We start from the raw sequence: 18,966 nt of genomic DNA, 5'->3' as shown, positions 1-18,966 counted from the left end.
ATGCGGTGTTACCCGGTCTGGAAATCGCCAGTGCTTGGCCGTTTGCTGGCCATGCTATGCCTGCTGTCGGCTGGCCTGCTGAGCAGCCTGACCGGCCATGCGGCGGATATTCTGTTGGCCGGTGCCGAGGACAGCCCTGGCATGCAGGCCTTCACCCAGGCGCTGAGCGAACGACGGCCAAACGACACCGTGCGCTTCCAGGCGCTGGCGAAGTTACCGGCGCCGGGCAATCTGCCCGACAACACCCGCCTGATTCTGCTCGACCTGGCCAGCCTCGACTGGCGCCTGCAGGACTCCGCCGGTCCGGCGACACTGGTGCTGCGGATCAGTCGCCTGCAGGCCCGACAACGCCTGAACGACACTCACCCGCCGCGCCTCTGCCTGTTGTGGAGTGATCCGTCACTGGAGCGGCAGTTGCGCCTGATCAAAGTCCTGCTGCCTCAAGTCAAACGCGTGGGTGTGCTCTACGACAATTACAGTGAGTTCCTGCTCAATGACTTGCGTCGGGCGGCGGGTCCACTGGGCCTTGAAGTCGTCACTCAACGCTGGGAAAACACCCACGACAGTCGCCCGCTGCAGGCATTGCTGAAAAACAGCGACGTGCTTCTGGGGCTGGACGACCCCGACCTGTACAACCCACAAACGGTGAAAAACCTCCTGCTGAGCAGTTATGCACGACAGATCGCGTTGATCGGCCCCAACGCAGGGTTCGTCAAGGCCGGGAGCCTGGCCAGCACTTACAGTGATCAGCACGATTGGCTGACCATCCTCGACGAACTGCTCGACCAGCCAACCTCCACCTGGCCACGTACGCATTACCCGAATCGTTTCAAGGTCGCGAGCAATCCGCAGGTGGCTCGTTCGCTGGGCATCGAAGAGATCGACGAGGCGCTCGTCGCCACATTGCTGGCAGAAGGAGAACGCCGCCCATGACCTTCCGTCGTCGTTGGGACATCAACACCCGTACCCAGCTCATCAGCCTTGGCCCTGCCCTGCTGCTGACGTTGTTGTTGATCAGCTTCTTCACCTTCGTGCGCATCCAGGATTTGCGCCAGGAAATCAATCACACCGGTCAATTGATCGCCAACCAACTGGCGCCCGCCACCGAATACGGCGTGATTTCAGGCAACAGCGAAGTGCTCGAAAGCTTGCTCAAGGCGACACTGGCTACACCCAATGTGCGCTTTCTGGAAGTTCAGGACAGCGCCAACCGGGTGCTGGTGTATGTCGAGCAACCCTCTGAACACCACAATCGCCCAAAACAAGTTGAAGTGTTCCAGGCCCCGGTGCGGCTGCAGCGGATCGCTTTGCACAACGATTTTTTCCAGGGCAGCAAAACCGCCGCCAACGTGCCGAAAGAGGACTACCTGGGCCGCGTGATCGTCGGTCTGTCCAACGAGGCATTCAGCCAGCGCCAGCAGGAAATCCTGCTCAAGGCTGCGATTCTGGCGCTGTTCGCCCTGTTGTTTACTTTTGTGTTGGCCCGGCGCCTCGCCAGCAGTCTGTCGCAACCGATCCGCGATATCGGCAACGCGGTAAAGGCCATCCAGGAGGGTGACTACAAGACCCCGTTGCCCATCGTTGATGACACGGAACTGGGGGCGCTGTCACAACACATCAACAACCTCGCCAGCGGTCTCGAACAGGCCAGCCGTGAACAGCATCAAGCGATGGCGCAGTTGATCCAGACCCGCGAAGAAGCGGAAACGGCCAACAACGCCAAGTCTGACTTTCTGGCCATGATGAGCCATGAACTGCGCACGCCGATGAATGGCGTGCTGGGCATGCTGCAGTTGCTGGAAACCACGGAAATGACCGAGGAGCAGGTCGAGTATGCAGCGTTGGCCTCCGAGTCCACCGAACATCTGTTGAAGGTCATCAACGATATTCTCGATTTCTCGCGCATCGAACGCTCGGAACTGGAGCTGGAACACATTCCGTTCAACCTCGCCGACCTGATCGGCAGCTGTGCCCAGTCGTTCCAGCACAGCGCGGCGCAACGCGGCCTCGATCTGCAACTGAAAATCCCCGACGACATGCGTGCATTGCAGGCCAAGGGCGATCCGACGCGCATCCGCCAGATTCTGGTCAATCTGCTCGGCAACGCGCTGAAGTTCACCGAACGAGGCCGCGTCACCATCGAAGCCCAATGGCAGTCGCTGGATCACGAACTGTTGTGGTTTACCTGCACCGTGCGCGACAGCGGCATCGGCATCCCGTCCGAAAGCCTGGAATTGATGTTCAATGCGTTTCAGCAGGCCGACAGTTCTATATCGCGGCGCTACGGTGGTACAGGCCTGGGCCTGCCGATTGCCCGCACGCTTGCCGAGCGCATGGGCGGTACCTTGCGCGCTCAGAGCCAGGAAGGCCTCGGTTCGGTATTCACCCTGGAAATCCCCTTGGCCCTGCATCAACAGACACCGGCCTCGCTGGTCCCGCGCGCGCCGGCCCGCGACAGCCATGGCGAAGGCCGCAACGTGCTGCTGGTCGAAGACAACCTGGTCAACCAGACGGTCATCGAAGCCATGTTGCGCAGCCTGGGTTTCAAGGTCAGCGTTGCCGTCGATGGCGCGCAGGCGGTTCGCAGTGCCGAGAGTCTGATTTTCGAAGCGATCCTGATGGATTGCCGGTTGCCGGTCATCGATGGCTATGAAGCCACCCGACAAATCCGCAAGCTGCCCGGTTGCACTGACCTGCCGATCATCGCCCTGACCGCCAATGCCTTGCAGGGTGACCGTGAAGCCTGTTTATCGGCGGGTATGAACGATTATCTGGCCAAGCCCTTCAAACGGAACGATCTTCAACAGATTTTGCAGCGCTGGGTGCAGTAGTACAGGCCTTTCGACCATCTGTGACTGGCGTGAAAGGCGAAAGTGCGGCAGTCTTAGGCACCTCGACTGGCCCGAAATGGGGCTTGAATAAAAATTTCAGTGCACAAGTGTACATTCATGTCCTTGGTGCTGTGACTTTCACCACAACGCAATAGTCTATGAGTAGGCTACCGATTCGAGGCATGAAGGCTTCGATCGGTCGGGAAGATTTGCCCCACCTGCCGCATGGGACTATTGAGGAGCTCGCATGACCAAACAAAACGCCTTTACCCGGGAAGACCTGCTGCGCTGCAGTCGCGGTGAGCTGTTCGGCCCTGGTAACGCGCAACTGCCCGCCCCGAACATGCTGATGGTTGATCGCATCACCCTGATCAGCGAAGAAGGTGGCAAGTACGGCAAAGGTGAATTGGTCGCCGAGCTGGATATCAATCCGGACCTGTGGTTCTTCGCCTGCCACTTCGAAGGCGATCCGGTGATGCCGGGCTGCCTGGGCCTCGACGCCATGTGGCAACTGGTCGGTTTCTTCCTGGGCTGGCAAGGTTTGCCGGGCCGTGGCCGTGCGCTGGGTTCGGGCGAAGTGAAATTCTTTGGTCAGGTCCTGCCGACCGCCAAGAAAGTCACCTATAACATTCATATCAAGCGCGTCCTCAAGGGCAAGCTGAACCTGGCCATCGCCGACGGTTCGGTCACTGTCGACGGTCGCGAAATCTACACCGCCGAAGGCCTCCGGGTCGGCGTCTTCACCTCCACTGACAACTTCTAAGGGTTATTCGCATGCGCCGCGTCGTTATCACTGGTCTGGGCATTGTTTCGTGCCTGGGCAATGACAAAGAGACCGTCTCCGCTAACCTGCGTGCAAGCCGCCCTGGCATCCGGTTCAACCCGGAATATGCCGAAATGGGTCTGCGTAGCCAGGTTTCCGGCTCCATTGACCTCAACCTTGAAGAACTGATCGATCGCAAGATCTATCGCTTCGTCGGCCACGCGGCGGCATACGCCTACCTGGCCATGAAAGACGCCATCACTGACTCCGGCCTGACCGAAGAGCAAGTGTCCAACCCGCGTACTGGCCTGATCGCCGGTTCCGGTGGCGCATCGACCCTGAACCAGATGGAAGCGCTGGATATCCTGCGCGAGAAAGGCGTCAAGCGCGTCGGCCCATACCGCGTAACGCGGACCATGAGCAGCACCGTTTCCGCTTGCCTGGCCACGCCGTTCAAGATCAAGGGCCTGAACTACTCCATCGCTTCTGCCTGCGCCACCAGTGCTCACTGCATCGGTACCGCCATGGAACAGATCCAGATGGGCAAGCAGGACATCGTCTTCGCCGGTGGCGGTGAAGAGGAGCACTGGAGCCAGTCGTTCCTGTTCGACGCGATGGGCGCCCTGTCCAGCAAGCGTAACGACACGCCGGAACAAGCTTCCCGTGCCTACGACGCCGACCGTGATGGTTTCGTCATCGCTGGCGGTGGCGGCATGGTCGTGGTTGAAGAGCTGGAACACGCTCTGGCCCGTGGCGCAAAAATCTACGCGGAAATCGTTGGCTACGGCGCGACCTCCGACGGTTACGACATGGTTGCCCCAAGCGGCGAAGGCGCGATCCGCTGCATGCAGCAGGCGCTCTCCACTGTCGACACCCCGATCGACTACCTGAACACCCACGGCACTTCGACCCCGGTCGGCGACGTCGCGGAAATGAAAGGTGTGCGTGAAGTGTTCGGTGACAAGGCTCCGGCGATCAGCTCCACCAAGAGCCTGTCGGGTCACTCCCTGGGCGCCGCCGGCGTTCACGAAGCGATCTACTGCATGCTGATGATGGAAGGCAACTTCATTGCCGGTTCCGCCAACATCGACGAGCTGGACCCTGAAGTGGCCGACCTGCCGGTGCTGACCAAGACCCGCGAAAACGCCACCATCAACACCGTGATGAGCAACAGCTTCGGTTTCGGTGGCACCAACGCCACGCTGGTACTGAAGCGTTGGGCAGGCAAGTAATTCCCTGCTGCTGAGCCGCACAAAAAAACGCCCCGACTGGTTCGGGGCGTTTTTTTTGCCTGAATAATGTGGCATCGCAAATCGCTTTTCGTAGGAGCCCGGCTTGCCGGCGATGACATCCTTGAAAACGCCATCGCCGGCAAGCCGGGCTCCTACAGGTATGCATTTCAAGTCGGGAATTCATTAACCCGGAGATGAAGCATTTGTCATGAAACCAAACGCCCTGCGACCGAATGTCGCGGATTGCGTGGGCTGCAGCACTGTTGCCGTTTTTGCAAAAAACCGTTACCAAACTCAGTCGTTTACTTAGCAAGCTACCAAACTCTATAACAGAGTCCTGCACATGCCTTGCTGCAGATAACAGAGATTGGAGCTAGCAGATGACTGTAAAAGTAACTGAACGCGACGATTCACATAAATCCCACGAGGGCGTAGCCGCTGGCATCCGGATCTGGGATGTCCATCAACAAGACCTGTTGGTGGGAATGTTCCACTCCGAAACCGATGCGCAGAACTACAAGGCCGAACTGGAAATACTTGAGCAACGGCGCGAGCTGCGCTCCGCGTAATCACAGCATTGAAAACGACAAACCCCGCCATGAGCGGGGTTTGTCGTTACTGCCACCTTTAACGGCTTACCACATCAGATCATCAGGGATCTGATACGCCGCGTACGGATCGTCCTCGGCAGCGACCTCTTCGGTCTGCACATTCAATTGCACAATGCGCTGTGGGTCGCGCTCCTGGATCTTCAGCGCCGCTTCACGCGGAATCACTTCATAACCCCCGGCGTGATGCACGATGGCCAGCGAGCCGCTGCTGAGCTTGTTACGCATCAGGGTGTTGACGCAGAGGCGCTTGACCTTCTTGTCGTCGACGAAGTTGTAGTAATCCTCGGTCGTCAGTTTGGGCAGACGCGAGACTTCGATCAATTGCTTGACCTGCGCGGCGCGGGCCTTGGCCTCGGCCTTCTCCTGCTGCTGGCGATTGAGCTCCTGGTCGCGCTTGACCTTTTCGGCCATGGCTTCCTGGGCGGCACGCTGCTGCGAATCATCCAGCTCAATCTGGCCTTTATGGGCCAGACGCTGCTGCTTCTGTTTGTCTTTGCTGACCTGCTTGGCCTGCTTCTGGTTGACCAGCCCTGCTTTGAGCAACTGGTCGCGAAGGGAAATGCTCATGGTGCTTATTACTCACTTAGGCAACTGCTCAACCGCAGCTGGGCACATTCTTTTCCTGACGTTTGGCTTCGCCCCACAGGGCGTCCAACTCTTCGAGGGTGCAATCTTCCATGGGACGGTGGGTGTCGCGCAATGCCTGTTCGATAAAACGGAAGCGTCGCTCGAATTTGCTGTTGGCGCCACGCAATGCGGTTTCCGGATCGACCTTGAGGTGACGCGCCAGATTGACCACGGAAAACAGCAGGTCGCCGATCTCGTCGGCGACCGCTTGCGGGTCATTCTCGGACATGGCTTCGAGCACTTCGTCGAGTTCTTCGCGCACCTTGTCCAGCACCGGCAAAGCGTCTGGCCAGTCGAAACCGACCTGCCCAGCGCGCTTCTGCAATTTCGCCGCGCGTGACAGCGCTGGCAACGCGCCGGGCACGTCATCGAGCAACGACAGCTGTTCGGGCGCCGATGATTTCTCTGCGCGCTCCTCGGCCTTGATCTCTTCCCAACGCTGCTTGACCTGTTCTTCACTCAGGCGCGGGACATCCAGCGGCGCATACAGATCGCCGGTGGGGAACACGTGAGGATGGCGACGAATCAGCTTGCGGGTGATGCTGTCGACCACGCCATCGAATTCGAAGCGCCCTTCTTCCCGGGCCAACTGGCTGTAATAAACCACCTGAAACAACAAATCGCCCAGTTCACCCTGCAAGTGATCGAAGTCACCGCGCTCAATGGCGTCGGCGACTTCGTAGGCTTCTTCCAGGGTGTGCGGGACGATGCTGGCGTAAGTTTGCTTGATGTCCCACGGGCAACCGAACTGCGGGTCGCGCAGGCGGTTCATGAGGTGAAGCAGGTCTTCAAGGCTATAGGTCATTTATGGCTCACAACAAAACCCTGTAGGAGCTGGCTTGCCAGCGATGGCATCACCTCGATGCTCCAGTGAGACCGAGTTGTCTGCATCGCTGGCAAGCCAGCTCCCACAATGGATCGAAGTCATCTTCAAGGCGTACGGTTACGCCGGGTTTCGATGATGTTCGGCAGCTGGGAAATCCGCCCCAGCAACCTTCCCAACGCGTCCAGCCCCGGAATTTCGATGGTCAGGGACATCAGCGCGGTGTTGTCCTCCTTGTTCGAGCGGGTGTTGACCGCCAGCACGTTGATCCGCTCGTTGAGCAACACCTGCGAAACGTCTCGCAGCAAACCCGAACGGTCGTAGGCGCGAATGACGATGTCCACCGGATAGGTGAGCACCGGCACCGGGCCCCAGCTGACCTGAATGATCCGTTCCGGCTCACGCCCACCCAGTTGCAGCACAGAGGCGCAGTCCTGGCGGTGAATGCTCACGCCACGGCCCTGGGTGATGTAACCGACGATTGCATCGCCCGGCAGCGGCTGGCAGCAGCCGGCCATCTGCGTCATCAGGTTGCCGACGCCCTGGATCTGAATGTCGCCGCGCTTGCCCGGTTTGTAACCGGTGGCTTTGCGCGGAATCAGCTCCAGCTGTTCATTGCCGCGTTCCGGTTCGACCAGTTGTTGCGCCAGGTTGACCAGTTGCGCCAGGCGCAAATCGCCGGCACCGAGTGCGGCGAACAGGTCTTCGGCGGTTTTCATGTTGGCCTTGTCGGCCAGCTTGTCGAAATCCACCGCCGGCAGGCCGAGGCGATTGAGTTCACGCTCAAGCAGGGTTTTACCCGCAGCGACGTTCTGATCGCGCGCCTGCAACTTGAACCAGTGAACGATCTTCGCCCGCGCCCGCGACGTTGTGACGTAGCCCAGGTTCGGGTTCAGCCAGTCGCGGCTCGGGGTGCCGTGCTTGCTGGTGATGATCTCGACCTGCTCACCGGTTTGCAGGCTGTAGTTGAGCGGCACGATGCGCCCGTTGATCTTGGCGCCGCGGCAGTTGTGACCGATTTCGGTGTGCACGCGGTAGGCGAAGTCCAGCGGCGTCGCGCCCTTCGGCAAGTCGATAGCGTGACCGTCCGGAGTGAAGATGTAGACACGGTCGGGTTCGATGTCGACCCGCAACTGCTCCGCCAGGCCACCGATGTCGCCCAGCTCTTCATGCCACTCGAGCACCTGACGCAGCCAGGAGATTTTCTCTTCGTAGTGATTGGACCCGGACTTGACGTCGGTGCCTTTGTATTTCCAGTGTGCGCAAACCCCCAGCTCGGCCTCTTCGTGCATGGCATGGGTGCGGATCTGCACTTCCAGCACCTTGCCCTCAGGCCCGATCACCGCGGTGTGCAGCGAGCGGTAGCCGTTTTCCTTGGGGTTGGCGATGTAGTCGTCGAACTCTTTCGGGATGTGCCGCCACAGGGTGTGGACGATGCCCAGCGCGGTGTAGCAATCGCGCATTTCCGGCACCAGCACGCGAACGGCGCGCACGTCGTAGATCTGGCTGAACTCCAGACCCTTGCGCTGCATTTTGCGCCAGATCGAATAGATGTGTTTGGCCCGGCCGCTGATGTCGGCATCGACGCCGGTGGCCTGCAATTCGTTTTTCAGCTGGCTCATCACGTCGCTGATAAAGCGCTCGCGATCCAGTCGCCGCTCGTGGAGCAACTTGGCGATCTGCTTGTACTGGTCGGGCTCGAGGTAACGGAAGGACAAGTCCTCCAGTTCCCACTTGATGTGACCGATACCCAGGCGATGGGCCAGCGGCGCGTAGATGTCGAAGACTTCACGGGCCACGCGGTTGCGCTTTTCATCGTCGGCGGTTTTCACCGCACGGATCGCGCACGTGCGTTCGGCCAGTTTGATCAAAGCGACGCGCACGTCGTCGACCATCGCCACCAGCATCTTGCGCAGGTTTTCCACCTGGCCCTGGGTGCCCATCACCATGGACTTGCGCGGGCTCAGGCTGTCACTGATCGCCGCCATGCGTTGCACGCCGTCGATGAGTTTGGCGACCACGGGACCGAAGCGCTGGCTGACGGCCGGCAGCGGGATCTGGTTTTCGCGCACGCCGCGATACAGGATCGCGGCGACCAGCGAATCCTGATCAAGCTTGAGGTCGGCGAGAATCTCGGCGATCTCAAGCCCGGTGCGGAAAGTCGAGTTGCCTTCCGACCACAGATTTTGTGCCGCATTGGCTTGCTGTTCGGCCTCGCGAGCGTACTCGCAGGCCTCCTTCAAGGCTTCGCGATCCAGTGCCTGATCGACACTGACCGCATGATCGAGCCAAGCCTCGAGATTGATACTGCCGTCGGTGTTGATCGGCTGGTGTGCTCTCACCTGTACCATCTTGCTTACCTTCCCTACGACGCAGATTCAATGCGTCAAATCGCTGACCTTCGTTGCCCGTGCGCCCACGTCGGGCTAGTGCGCAGCAGCACGGGCGGGCCAGTCGGACCAGACGAGCATCCTAGCTCGCTTCAAATAACGCCATGGCCTCGACATGTGCCGTCTGAGGAAACATATCGAGAATCCCGGCACGTTTTAACCGGTAGCCCTGCTTGATCAATTCGACCGTGTCGCGCGCCAGCGTTGCCGGGTTGCACGACACATACACCAACCGTTCGGCACCCAGCGACTTGAGCTTGCGCACGACCTCGAAAGCACCGTCACGCGGTGGATCCAAGAGTACCGCACAAAAGCCTTCGGCGGCCCATTCGGCGTCCGTCAAAGGCTGGGATAAATCGGCCTGAAAAAACTTCGCGTTATGCAGATTATTGCTAGCCGCATTCGCCGCTGCCCGATCGACCATCACCTGTACGCCTTCGACCGCCACGACTTCACGAGCGGTCTTGGCCAGCGGCAAGGCAAAGTTGCCCAGACCACAAAACAGATCGAGAACCCGTTCTTGCGCCTTCGGCTTCAACCAGTCCAGTGCCTGAGCCACCATGGCTTCGTTGACCCCGGCGTTGACCTGGATGAAATCCCCCGGACGGTAAGCCAGTTCCAGATCCCATTGTTCCAGACGATAACCCAGCGACTGACCAGCCTCGACCGGTTGCGGCTCGCCGTCGCCATGCAGCCACAATTGGGCTTCATGGAACGCACAGAAATCCTTGAGGATCGCCAGGTCTGCCTCGGACAACGGCGCCATGTGCCGCAGCAACACCGCCAGCGAAGAACCGCAGAACAATTCCACGTGCCCGAGTGCCTGAGGCTTGCTCAAGCGCCGCAACATCTCCGGCAGGCGGGCCATGATCGGTTGCAAGGGCTGTACCAGCACCGGGCATTCATCGATACCGACGATGTCCTGACTGCCGGCGGCGCGGAAACCGACTTCGAGCTTCTTCGCCTTCATGTCCCAGCGTACGGCGACGCGGGCACGACGACGGTAGGCGAATTCAGGGCCGCTCAAAGCCGCTGCCCACTCTTCGGGCTCGACCCCGGCGACTTTCGACAATTGCTCGGCGAGCATGCGCTGTTTCAGGGCAAGTTGTTCTTGATGAGGCAGATGCTGCACGCTGCAACCGCCACAACGGCCGGCATGGGGGCACGGTGCAGGGCGTCGCAGTTCGCTGGCCTTGAACACCCGTTCGGTGCGTGCCTCGACCACTTTGCCGTGGGCACCGAGCACGCGAGCCTCGATTTCTTCACCGGCCAATGCGCCGAGAACGAACCAGGTGCGGCCTTCGAAAAACGCGATACCGCGACCGTCGTTGGCCAGGCGCTCAATGGTCAGGCGCTGCTTTTTGCCGGTCGGGACTTGCGGGGCCTTGCTGCCGCCGGTGGGCTGGAAGCGCAGGCCTCTCTCATGCTTGGCCATCAGTTGGGCGCGTCGAAAATGCCGGTCGACAGGTAACGGTCGCCACGGTCGCAGATGATCGCGACGATCACCGCATTTTCAACTTCTTTGGACAGACGCAACATCGCTGCCACGGCACCGCCCGAGGATACGCCACAGAAAATGCCTTCTTCGCGGGCCAGTCGACGGGTGACGTCTTCGGCCTCGCTTTGCGCCATGTCGACGATCCGGTCCACGCGATCGGCCTGGTAGATCTTCGGCAGGTATTCGTGGGGCCAGCGACGGATGCCCGGAATCGCCGAGCCTTCCATGGGTTGCAGGCCGACGATCTGCACGTTGTCGTTCTGCTCTTTCAAGTAGCGCGAAACACCCATGATGGTGCCGGTGGTGCCCATGGAACTGACGAAATGGGTAATGGTGCCCTCGGTCTGACGCCAGATTTCCGGGCCGGTGGTGGTGTAGTGCGCTTCAGGGTTGTCACCGTTGGCGAACTGGTCCAACACCTTGCCGTGACCTTCGGCTTCCATTCGCTGGGCGAGGTCGCGAGCGCCTTCCATACCTTCTTCCTGGCTGACCAGAATCAGTTCGGCGCCATACGCGGTCATGGCGGCCTTGCGTTCGGCACTGGAGTTGTCCGGCATGATCAGGATCATCTTGTAACCCTTGATCGCGGCGGCCATGGCCAACGCAATCCCGGTATTACCCGAGGTCGCTTCGATCAGCGTATCGCCGGCGTGGATCTGCCCACGCAACTCGGCGCGGGTAATCATCGACAGCGCCGGACGGTCCTTGACCGAACCCGCCGGGTTGTTCCCTTCGAGCTTGAGCAAAAGGGTATTGCTGGTGGCGCCAGGCAGGCGCTGCAAACGGACCAGCGGAGTGTTGCCGACGCAATCGGCGATGGTTGGGTACTGCAAGGTCATGGCGTATTCGCAATCCAGACTGCGGGGGCGACTATCATACCGGCAAACCTCGCAAGGCCATATCACGCAAAGTACGGTGCTTATGGTTTATGGGAATAAGGCGGGAATGTGTATTGATTTTGAGGGCCTCATCGCGAGCGTGCTCGCTCCTAAAGGTTGCGCAGTGATCACACACTTTGCGGTTGAAACACGGTCACTGCGGGCTCGCCCGCGATGACGTCGGCGCTGGCACGATCAACATCCGCAAGCAGACGCATATTCAGGCACAACCCGGTCCCGGTGTTCTGCGCCCACAGTTGCCCGCCCTGACGTTGCACTGCGTTTCTGGCGATGCTCAAGCCCAGGCCAAAGCCACCGTCGCCGGGACGTGAGCCATCGAGTCGGGTGAACGGCAGGAAGATCCGCTCCAGATCGGTTTCTGCCACCCCGCCCCCCTGGTCTTCCAGCCACAGGTGCCAGAATTCCCCATCACGCTGCCCACCAAGCCGGACGACGCCCCCTTCGGGCGAATGGCGAATCGCGTTTCGCAGGATGTTTTCCAGCGCCTGGGCCAGCGTGTTGAGATGACCGCGAACCCAGCAGGATGAATCCACCGAGCATTGCAGCTGCGCCGCCGGCCAGCCACTTTCATAGCAGGCGTTTTCCGTGAGCATTTCCCATAACGCCTGGATCTGAATCGATTCGTCGGGTAATCGGGCTCGCTCGGTGTCGAGCCAGGCCAGTTGCAGTGTGTCTTCCACCAGACGCTGCATGCCATCGACTTCGCGACCGATGCGTTCGCGCAATTGCTCCAGGCCTTGCTCGCTTTCACTGGCCACCCGCAGTCGGCTCAACGGCGTGCGCAACTCATGGGACAGATCGCGCAGCAACTGCTGCTGTAACGCAACCGTGGTTTGCAAGCGTTCGGACATGTGATCGAACGCCCTGCCCAGCTCACCGAGTTCATCTGAACGATTGGTGGTTCGACTCGATAACCGCACATTGAGCTGATCGGCACGCCAGGCGTTGGCCTGGGCACGCAGACTGTTGAGTGGTACTACCAGCAAACGGTACAGGCCGACACACAGCAGCAAGGTGAACAGGCCCGGAATCACGCCGTTGGTGATCACGCGCCACAACACCCGATAACGACCGGGCACGAAGCGCTGGGGCAGTTCGATCACCAGACTGCCGACCGACGGATCGCCGGGAAACGGTACCCGCATCCATGGCCGGCCTTTCTTGTGGATCGGCCAGTCGAGGCCGCGCAGGAAGGTCAGGCGCTCAATCTCCTTGTCGGTCAGCGGATGCTCGCTCAACGACTGCAAATCCCCGCCTACGACCCCGATCCAGCTCGCTTCGCGCTGCTGCATGTCCTGCAACCAGGCATCGACACCCGCGTTCTGGCCCCTCTCCCATGCCTGCTCAGCCTGCGCGGCATAGCGCGTCAACGTGCCCCGAGCCTCATCGGAGAGGAACTGGTTTCGCTGCTCCATGTAGCGGCCCCAGGACCAGCTCAGCCAGATCATCAGCAGACAGAATGCCACCAGCAAACAGGCCAGTTTCCAGAACAGCGAATGCCGGCCCGGCAAATTACATTTCATCGGCTGCGCTCAAGATGTAACCCTTGCCCCAGACCGTGCGCACTTCGCGCTCGGTGTAATCGATGGCCTTGAGCTTGCGACGGATCTGACTGATGTGCATGTCCAGGCTGCGATCATGGGCGGCATAACCACGTTGCAACACGTGTTGATAAAGGAAGGCTTTGCTCAAGACTTCATCAACGCTGCGGTACAGCGTATCGAGCAATCGGTACTCGCTGCGGGTCAGGCCGGCCGGGCGCTCGCCATAAAAGGCATCGAAATGCTCTTCGTCGAAACGCAGGCTGTCCATCGACGACACAACGGCGACCGGAGCAGGCCGACGGTCGAGGGCCACCCGCCGCAGAATCGCTTCGATGCGCACCCGCAACTCCACCATGCTGAATGGCTTGGGCAGGTAGTCGTCGGCACCGAGTCGAAAGCCGCTGATGCGATCCGCCTCCGCGCCCAGGGCCGACATCAGCAACACCGGAGTGGAATGGCTCTGACGCAGTTGAGTCAACACGGCCAGACCGTCCATGCCCGGCAGCAGAATATCCATCAGCACCACATCGAACGGTTGCTCGCGGGCCATGGTCAGGCCTTCCTGACCGTTCTTGCACCAGGTCACCTGAAAACCGCTGCGGTCCAGATGCTCGTGAACATAGGCACCGAGAACGAGGTCGTCTTCGATGGACAGGATTCGGGGATGGCTGGCAGCAATGGGAGTCATGACTATCTGCAAATAATTCTCAGTTGAGCGATTATTCAAGATTGCTGCAGCCGGGGCAACCCACGGTTGGCCCATAACGCCAATCCACCGCACTGGCCGACGAACGACGACATCAATTTTACGAAGATTGCCTGCAAGCAAGTCGCTACACTGCGCACGTGGTGTTTGCCGCACGCAAGTGCAGGTTTATAAATGGCTGGATGCAGGAGAGAGGCGTGCTCAAGAAACTGGGGATTAAAGGCCGCGTGCTGTTGCTGACCCTGTTGCCGACCAGCCTGATGGCGTTGGTGCTGGGCGGTTACTTCATCTGGATGCAACAGTCCGACCTGCAGACCCAATTGATGCAACGCGGTGAGATGATCACCGAGCAACTGGCCCCTCTGGCAGCACCGGCCCTGAGCCATCAGGACAACGAGTTGCTGGAACGCATCGCCACACAAGCCCTGGAACAGTCCGACGTACGCGCCGTCACCCTCCTCGCTCCCGACCGCACTCCACTCGCCCACGCCGGCCCGAGCATGCTCAATCAATCGCCATTGGGTAACGGCACGCAAATGCTGCATCGCAGCGGCAGTGATGCGACTCGCTACCTGATGCCGGTATTCGGCAAACATCGCAACCTGGCCGGAGCGGTCATCCCCGAAGAAACCGAGCGCCTGCTGGGTTGGGTCGAACTGGAACTGTCCCACAGCGGCATGCTGTTGCGCGGTTATCGCAGTCTGTTCGCCAGCCTGCTGATGATCGGTGCCGGGCTCATCGGTGCGGCGTTGCTGGCGCTGCGCATGGGCCGAAGCATCAATCGACCACTGAGCCAGATCACGCAAGCCGTGACCCAGCTCAAGGAGGGCCATCTGGAAACCCGTCTGCCGCCCCTCGGCAGCCAGGAACTGGATGAATTGGCGTCCGGCATCAACCGCATGGCCGGCACCCTGCAAAACGCCCAGGAAGAATTGCAGCACAGCATCGATCAGGCCACCGAAGACGTGCGCCAGAACCTGGAAACCATTGAAATCCAGAACATCGAACTGGACCTGGCGCGCAAGGAAGCCCTGGAGGCGAGCCGGATCAAGTCCGAATTCCTGGCCAACATGAGCCACGAAATCCGCACGCCGCTCAACGGCATCCTCGGTTTCACTCACCTGTTGCAAAAAAGCGAGCTGACGCCCCGCCAACTCGACTACCTGGGCACCATCGAAAAGTCCGCCGACAGCCTGCTGGGGATCATCAACGAGATTCTCGACTTCTCGAAAATCGAGGCCGGCAAACTGGTGCTCGACCATATTCCGTTCAACCTGCGCGACCTGCTGCAAGACACCCTGACGATCCTGGCCCCGGCCGCCCACGCCAAACAGCTGGAGCTGGTGAGCCTGGTCTATCGCGACACGCCGCTGTCCCTGGTGGGCGACCCGCTGCGCCTCAAGCAGATCCTCACGAACCTGGTGAGCAACGCAATCAAGTTCACCCGCGAAGGCACCATCGTCGCCCGCGCCATGCTCGAAGAAGAACACGAAGACAGCGTGCAACTGCGCATCAGTATTCAGGACACCGGCATCGGCCTGTCGAACCAGGACGTGCGCACCCTGTTCCAGGCGTTCAGTCAGGCCGACAACTCGCTGTCGCGACAACCGGGCGGTACCGGTCTGGGGCTGGTGATTTCCAAGCGTCTGATCGAACAGATGGGCGGCGAGATCGGCGTCGACAGCACGCCGGGCGAAGGCTCGGAGTTCTGGATCAGCCTGAGCCTGCCAAAAACCCGTGACGACGTTGAAGACTTGCCGGGCGCGCCGCTGTTCGGACGTCGGGTGGCGGTGCTGGAAAACCACGAACTGGCGCGTCAGGCGTTGCAACATCAACTGGAAGATTGCGGTCTTTCCGTCACCCCGTTCAGTACGCTGGAAAGCCTGACCAACGGCGTCACCAGCGCTCACCAGACCGAACAATCCATCGACCTGGCGGTGCTGGGGATCACCAGCAACGACATGCCGCCGGAACGCCTCAACCAGCACATCTGGGATCTCGAACACCTGGGCTGCAAAGTGTTGGTGCTGTGCCCGACCACGGAACAAACGCTGTTCCATCTCTCGGTGCCCAACCCCCACAGTCAACTCCAGGCCAAACCGGCGTGCACCCGCAAACTGCGCCGTTCGTTGTCCGATCTGGTCAACCCGCGCACCTTGCGCAGCGAGCCGAGCGAACCGCTGTCCAGTCGCGCACCGAAAGTGCTGTGTGTCGACGACAACCCGGCCAATCTGCTGCTGGTGCAAACCTTGCTCGAAGACATGGGCGCCAAGGTGCTGGCCGTCGATAGTGGTTACGCCGCCATCAAAGCGGTGCAGAACGAGACGTTCGATCTGGTGCTGATGGACGTGCAGATGCCCGGCATGGATGGACGCCAGAGCACCGAGGCGATCCGTCAGTGGGAAAGCGAACGGCATTGCACGCCGTTGCCCATCGTCGCCCTCACCGCGCACGCCATGGCCAACGAAAAACGCGCACTGCTGCAAAGCGGCATGGACGACTACCTGACCAAACCGATCAGCGAGCGGCAACTGGCGCAGGTTGTCCTGAAATGGAGCGGTCTGGCGCTGCGCAACCACAGCCCTGAGCGCTCCAACGATGGACACGCCGGCGGTCATGACCTGCTGGTGCTCGACCATGAAGAAGGCTTGCGCCTGGCGGCCGGCAAGGCTGATCTGGCGGCGGATATGCTGGCGATGCTGCTGGCCTCCCTGGAAGCCGACCGCGAAGCCATTCGTCTGGCCCAGCAAAGCAATGATCACAACGCCCTGATCGAGCGGGTCCATCGCCTGCACGGCGCGACCCGCTACTGTGGCGTTCCGCAATTGCGTGCCGCCTGCCAACGCAGCGAAACCCTGCTCAAGCAGCAAGACCCGAAGGCCAACATGGCGCTCGATGAACTCGACCGGGCGATCAATCGTCTGGCCACCCAGGCGCGCATGAATGCTTGATGCAACGCAAGGACGTTGTTTCAACATCGGCATAAGCTCACCGCTAACTCTGCAGGAGCTGGCTTGCCAACGAATCGGTCTCAAGAACCACGAAACACTTGAGGTCCCCTTCGCCGGCAAACCGGCTCCTGCTGGAATGGGACAAAGGGGAAATCATGCGTACGATTCTATTCAGCAGCCAGACCTACGATCGCGACAGTTTTCTGGGTGCCGAACCTGCGAGCGGCATCGAACTGTATTTCCAGCCGGCACGGCTGAGCCTCGATACCGCGGCACTGGCCCAGGGTTACGAGGTGGTCTGCGCATTCATCAATGATGACCTGAGCGCACCGGTGCTCGAATGCCTGGCGGCAGGCGGCACTCGCCTGATCGCTCTGCGTTCGGCGGGTTACAACCATGTCGACTTGCCCACGGCAAAACGCCTGGGGTTGGACATCGTGCGCGTTCCAGCCTATTCGCCCCATGCCGTCGCTGAACATGCGGTGGCGCTGATCCTCGCCCTCAACCGATGCCTGCACCGCGCCTACAACCGCACCCGCGAGGGGGACTTCAGGCTTCAGGGGCTGACCGGTTTCGATCTGGTCGGCAAGACTGTCGGCGTGGTCGGCACCGGGCAGATCGGCGCGACCTTCGCAAAAATCATGAACGGTTTCGGCTGCCAACTGCTGGCTTATGACCCTTACCCCAACCCGCAGGTCGAAGCCCTCGGCGCCCGCTACCTGAGCCTGCCGCAACTGTTGGCTGAATCGCAGATCATCAGCCTGCACTGCCCGCTCAACGAGCAGAGCAAGCACTTGATCAATCACGAGTCGCTGGCGCACATGCAGCCCGGCGCAATGCTGATCAACACCGGACGCGGCGGTCTGGTCGATACACCGGCGTTGATCGATGCGCTGAAGGATGGTCGCCTGGGGTATCTGGGGCTGGATGTGTACGAAGAGGAAGCGCAAATTTTCTTCGAAGACCGTTCCGACCTGCCCTTGCAGGACGACGTGCTGGCGCGCCTGCTGACCTTTCCTAACGTGATCGTCACCGCGCATCAGGCCTTCCTGACCCGCGAAGCCCTGGACGCGATTGCGGCCACCACCTTGCAGAACATCGCAGCCTGGGCGGCGGGGTCGGCGCAAAACCAGGTCGAGGGTGACTGAAACGGATCGAAGGTCACCCGCCTGCAATATGTCGCGTGCAAGCCCGTGCTAGCATATCGCGCATATTTGGAGGACCCATGGTCGAACACGATTTCCGCTACACGCTGATGAACCCGCAACACACCCTCACTGAATGCCGCGCCCTGGTGCCGGGGCGTTATCAAGTCACCGGCAACGGTGGTTCGATTCGCAACAATGACGTGCTGGTCGTGACGCTCAAAGGTGCCAAGGACTTGTCCATGCGCCTGACCGTCGAAACGGTTCGCCACCTGATCAATCCGCCGGGCCAATGGGTCGCGGTTGCCAGTGGCCCGGTGTTCGGCGAACTGGCGATCCACACCTGGCAGGTCAACTGTGACAGCTGCGCCAAAGAGCTGAGCTTCGAGTTCGCGGTCGACGCCAAACTGGGCAACAAGGCCGAAAAGCCTGCCGCCACCGCGCGGATTGCCGAGTTGGGCTGGACCACTGTCGGCGAGAAACACCTGTGCCCGAAATGCCAGGAGCCTGCGTGATGAATCGCCTTGCTCTGACCGGGATGGTCGGTGCCAGCCTGATGGGCTGCGCCGCCGATCCGGTGCCATTGCAGCAAAACCGCAGCTACATTCTGGAATGGATCGGCGAGCGGCCGTTGATGGATTACAGCCACCTGACCATCACCCTCGGTGAAGACGGCCGGGCTTACGGCAACGGCGGCTGCAACCACTGGTTCGCGCCCTACACCCTCGAAGGTCACAAGCTGAGCTTCGGCAAAATCGGCAGCACCCGCAAACTCTGTGCGCCAGCGCTGATGGAGCAGGAAAAACGCTTCCTGCAAGCGTTGGAAAATGTACAGCGCTGGGACGTTTCGCCGATCGACCAGATGCGCTTCTGGCCGGCCGAAGGCAAGCCGTTGCGTTGGTGGCTCGAAGAGGGTTGATCCCTTCGCAACCATCTAAACCTGTAG

Annotated in this window: 16 protein-coding genes; 9 read left to right on the top strand and 7 right to left on the bottom strand. The window is 60.4% G+C overall.

The genetic code is table 11. From position 1 onward, the window contains the following. The 5 genes from CKW19_RS03210 (at position 1) to CKW19_RS03190 (ending at position 5,395) form a co-directional block, all read left to right on the top strand. Positions 1–933 carry an ABC transporter substrate-binding protein gene (locus CKW19_RS03210; RefSeq protein ID WP_095056559.1) on the top strand — a complete coding sequence of 311 codons (933 nt, stop codon included), beginning with the start codon at positions 1–3 and terminating at the stop codon, positions 931–933. Continuing rightward, positions 930–2,831 (top strand): ATP-binding protein, encoded by a 1,902-nt coding sequence (locus tag CKW19_RS03205; RefSeq protein ID WP_095056558.1) that lies wholly within the window; start codon positions 930–932, stop codon positions 2,829–2,831. Before CKW19_RS03210 ends, CKW19_RS03205 begins: the two co-directional genes overlap by 4 nt. Positions 2,832–3,078: 247 nt before the next feature. After that, positions 3,079–3,594 carry a 3-hydroxyacyl-[acyl-carrier-protein] dehydratase FabA gene (fabA, locus tag CKW19_RS03200; RefSeq protein WP_003227150.1) on the top strand — a complete coding sequence of 172 codons (516 nt, stop codon included), beginning with the start codon at positions 3,079–3,081 and terminating at the stop codon, positions 3,592–3,594. Positions 3,595–3,605: 11 nt separating this feature from the next. Continuing rightward, the gene (fabB, locus tag CKW19_RS03195) at positions 3,606–4,826 is read left to right on the top strand and encodes a beta-ketoacyl-ACP synthase I (RefSeq protein ID WP_095056557.1); all 1,221 of its coding nucleotides are present in this window, start codon (positions 3,606–3,608) and stop codon (positions 4,824–4,826) included. Between the two features lie 380 nt (positions 4,827–5,206). After that, a complete protein-coding gene (locus CKW19_RS03190) occupies positions 5,207–5,395 on the top strand; it encodes a hypothetical protein (RefSeq protein WP_095056556.1) in 189 nt (62 codons plus the stop codon). A 66-nt stretch (positions 5,396–5,461) separates the two neighbouring features. Here the strand turns inward: CKW19_RS03190 and CKW19_RS03185 are convergent, their stop codons facing one another. The 7 genes from CKW19_RS03185 to CKW19_RS03155 all read right to left on the bottom strand — a co-directional run bounded on the left by CKW19_RS03185 (position 5,462) and on the right by CKW19_RS03155 (position 13,906). Next, complete coding sequence (locus tag CKW19_RS03185; RefSeq protein WP_095056555.1) at positions 5,462–6,004, bottom strand: DUF2058 domain-containing protein; 543 nt, start codon at positions 6,002–6,004, stop codon at positions 5,462–5,464. 28 nt (positions 6,005–6,032) lie between these two features. Next, the gene (gene mazG, locus CKW19_RS03180) at positions 6,033–6,869 is read right to left on the bottom strand and encodes a nucleoside triphosphate pyrophosphohydrolase (protein ID WP_095056554.1); all 837 of its coding nucleotides are present in this window, start codon (positions 6,867–6,869) and stop codon (positions 6,033–6,035) included. A gap of 125 nt (positions 6,870–6,994) precedes the next feature. Next, positions 6,995–9,238, bottom strand: coding sequence for a GTP diphosphokinase (gene relA, locus CKW19_RS03175; RefSeq protein ID WP_095056553.1), 2,244 nt, complete (start codon positions 9,236–9,238; stop codon positions 6,995–6,997). A gap of 121 nt (positions 9,239–9,359) precedes the next feature. After that, positions 9,360–10,712 carry a 23S rRNA (uracil(1939)-C(5))-methyltransferase RlmD gene (gene rlmD, locus CKW19_RS03170; protein ID WP_095056552.1) on the bottom strand — a complete coding sequence of 451 codons (1,353 nt, stop codon included), beginning with the start codon at positions 10,710–10,712 and terminating at the stop codon, positions 9,360–9,362. Then, positions 10,712–11,614, bottom strand: coding sequence for a cysteine synthase CysM (gene cysM / locus CKW19_RS03165; protein ID WP_095056551.1), 903 nt, complete (start codon positions 11,612–11,614; stop codon positions 10,712–10,714). Before cysM ends, rlmD begins: the two co-directional genes overlap by 1 nt. A gap of 167 nt (positions 11,615–11,781) precedes the next feature. Further along, positions 11,782–13,197 (bottom strand): sensor histidine kinase, encoded by a 1,416-nt coding sequence (locus CKW19_RS03160; protein ID WP_095056550.1) that lies wholly within the window; start codon positions 13,195–13,197, stop codon positions 11,782–11,784. Then, positions 13,187–13,906 (bottom strand): response regulator transcription factor, encoded by a 720-nt coding sequence (locus CKW19_RS03155; protein ID WP_095056549.1) that lies wholly within the window; start codon positions 13,904–13,906, stop codon positions 13,187–13,189. The genes CKW19_RS03160 and CKW19_RS03155 overlap by 11 nt, the downstream gene beginning before the upstream one ends. A 215-nt stretch (positions 13,907–14,121) precedes the next feature. Between CKW19_RS03155 and CKW19_RS03150 the strand changes: the two genes are divergently transcribed. From CKW19_RS03150 to CKW19_RS03135, 4 genes are all read left to right on the top strand, one after another. Then, positions 14,122–16,875 carry a response regulator gene (locus tag CKW19_RS03150; RefSeq protein WP_095056548.1) on the top strand — a complete coding sequence of 918 codons (2,754 nt, stop codon included), beginning with the start codon at positions 14,122–14,124 and terminating at the stop codon, positions 16,873–16,875. 155 nt (positions 16,876–17,030) lie between these two features. Then, entirely contained in the window at positions 17,031–18,023 is a 993-nt protein-coding gene (locus CKW19_RS03145; protein ID WP_095056547.1) for a 2-hydroxyacid dehydrogenase, read from the top strand. A 77-nt stretch (positions 18,024–18,100) separates the two neighbouring features. Beyond that, the gene (locus tag CKW19_RS03140; RefSeq protein WP_020799714.1) at positions 18,101–18,535 is read left to right on the top strand and encodes a hypothetical protein; all 435 of its coding nucleotides are present in this window, start codon (positions 18,101–18,103) and stop codon (positions 18,533–18,535) included. Further along, entirely contained in the window at positions 18,535–18,939 is a 405-nt protein-coding gene (locus tag CKW19_RS03135) for an META domain-containing protein (protein ID WP_095056546.1), read from the top strand. Before CKW19_RS03140 ends, CKW19_RS03135 begins: the two co-directional genes overlap by 1 nt. The last annotated feature ends 27 nt before the right edge of the window (positions 18,940–18,966 follow it).

Origin of the sequence: Pseudomonas sp. Irchel s3f7 (assembly GCF_900187615.1) — a bacterium.
Lineage (GTDB): Bacteria > Pseudomonadota > Gammaproteobacteria > Pseudomonadales > Pseudomonadaceae > Aquipseudomonas.
The sequence above is the reverse complement of the archived record's forward strand: the minus strand, read 5'-3'. Positions and strand labels throughout refer to the sequence as shown.

What these genes read in the sequence shown, in the direction of transcription:
- CKW19_RS03155 (WP_095056549.1), bottom strand. Translation starts at nt 13,906, where the DNA reads ATGACTCCCATTGCTGCCAGCCATCCCCGAATCCTGTCCATCGAAGAC.
- CKW19_RS03190 (WP_095056556.1), top strand. Translation starts at nt 5,207, where the DNA reads ATGACTGTAAAAGTAACTGAACGCGACGATTCACATAAATCCCACGAG.
- CKW19_RS03205 (WP_095056558.1), top strand. Translation starts at nt 930, where the DNA reads ATGACCTTCCGTCGTCGTTGGGACATCAACACCCGTACCCAGCTCATC.
- cysM (WP_095056551.1), bottom strand. Translation starts at nt 11,614, where the DNA reads ATGACCTTGCAGTACCCAACCATCGCCGATTGCGTCGGCAACACTCCG.
- relA (WP_095056553.1), bottom strand. Translation starts at nt 9,238, where the DNA reads ATGGTACAGGTGAGAGCACACCAGCCGATCAACACCGACGGCAGTATC.
- rlmD (WP_095056552.1), bottom strand. Translation starts at nt 10,712, where the DNA reads ATGGCCAAGCATGAGAGAGGCCTGCGCTTCCAGCCCACCGGCGGCAGC.
- CKW19_RS03185 (WP_095056555.1), bottom strand. Translation starts at nt 6,004, where the DNA reads ATGAGCATTTCCCTTCGCGACCAGTTGCTCAAAGCAGGGCTGGTCAAC.
- mazG (WP_095056554.1), bottom strand. Translation starts at nt 6,869, where the DNA reads ATGACCTATAGCCTTGAAGACCTGCTTCACCTCATGAACCGCCTGCGC.
- CKW19_RS03160 (WP_095056550.1), bottom strand. Translation starts at nt 13,197, where the DNA reads ATGAAATGTAATTTGCCGGGCCGGCATTCGCTGTTCTGGAAACTGGCC.
- fabB (WP_095056557.1), top strand. Translation starts at nt 3,606, where the DNA reads ATGCGCCGCGTCGTTATCACTGGTCTGGGCATTGTTTCGTGCCTGGGC.
- CKW19_RS03145 (WP_095056547.1), top strand. Translation starts at nt 17,031, where the DNA reads ATGCGTACGATTCTATTCAGCAGCCAGACCTACGATCGCGACAGTTTT.
- CKW19_RS03140 (WP_020799714.1), top strand. Translation starts at nt 18,101, where the DNA reads ATGGTCGAACACGATTTCCGCTACACGCTGATGAACCCGCAACACACC.
- CKW19_RS03135 (WP_095056546.1), top strand. Translation starts at nt 18,535, where the DNA reads ATGAATCGCCTTGCTCTGACCGGGATGGTCGGTGCCAGCCTGATGGGC.
- fabA (WP_003227150.1), top strand. Translation starts at nt 3,079, where the DNA reads ATGACCAAACAAAACGCCTTTACCCGGGAAGACCTGCTGCGCTGCAGT.
- CKW19_RS03210 (WP_095056559.1), top strand. Translation starts at nt 1, where the DNA reads ATGCGGTGTTACCCGGTCTGGAAATCGCCAGTGCTTGGCCGTTTGCTG.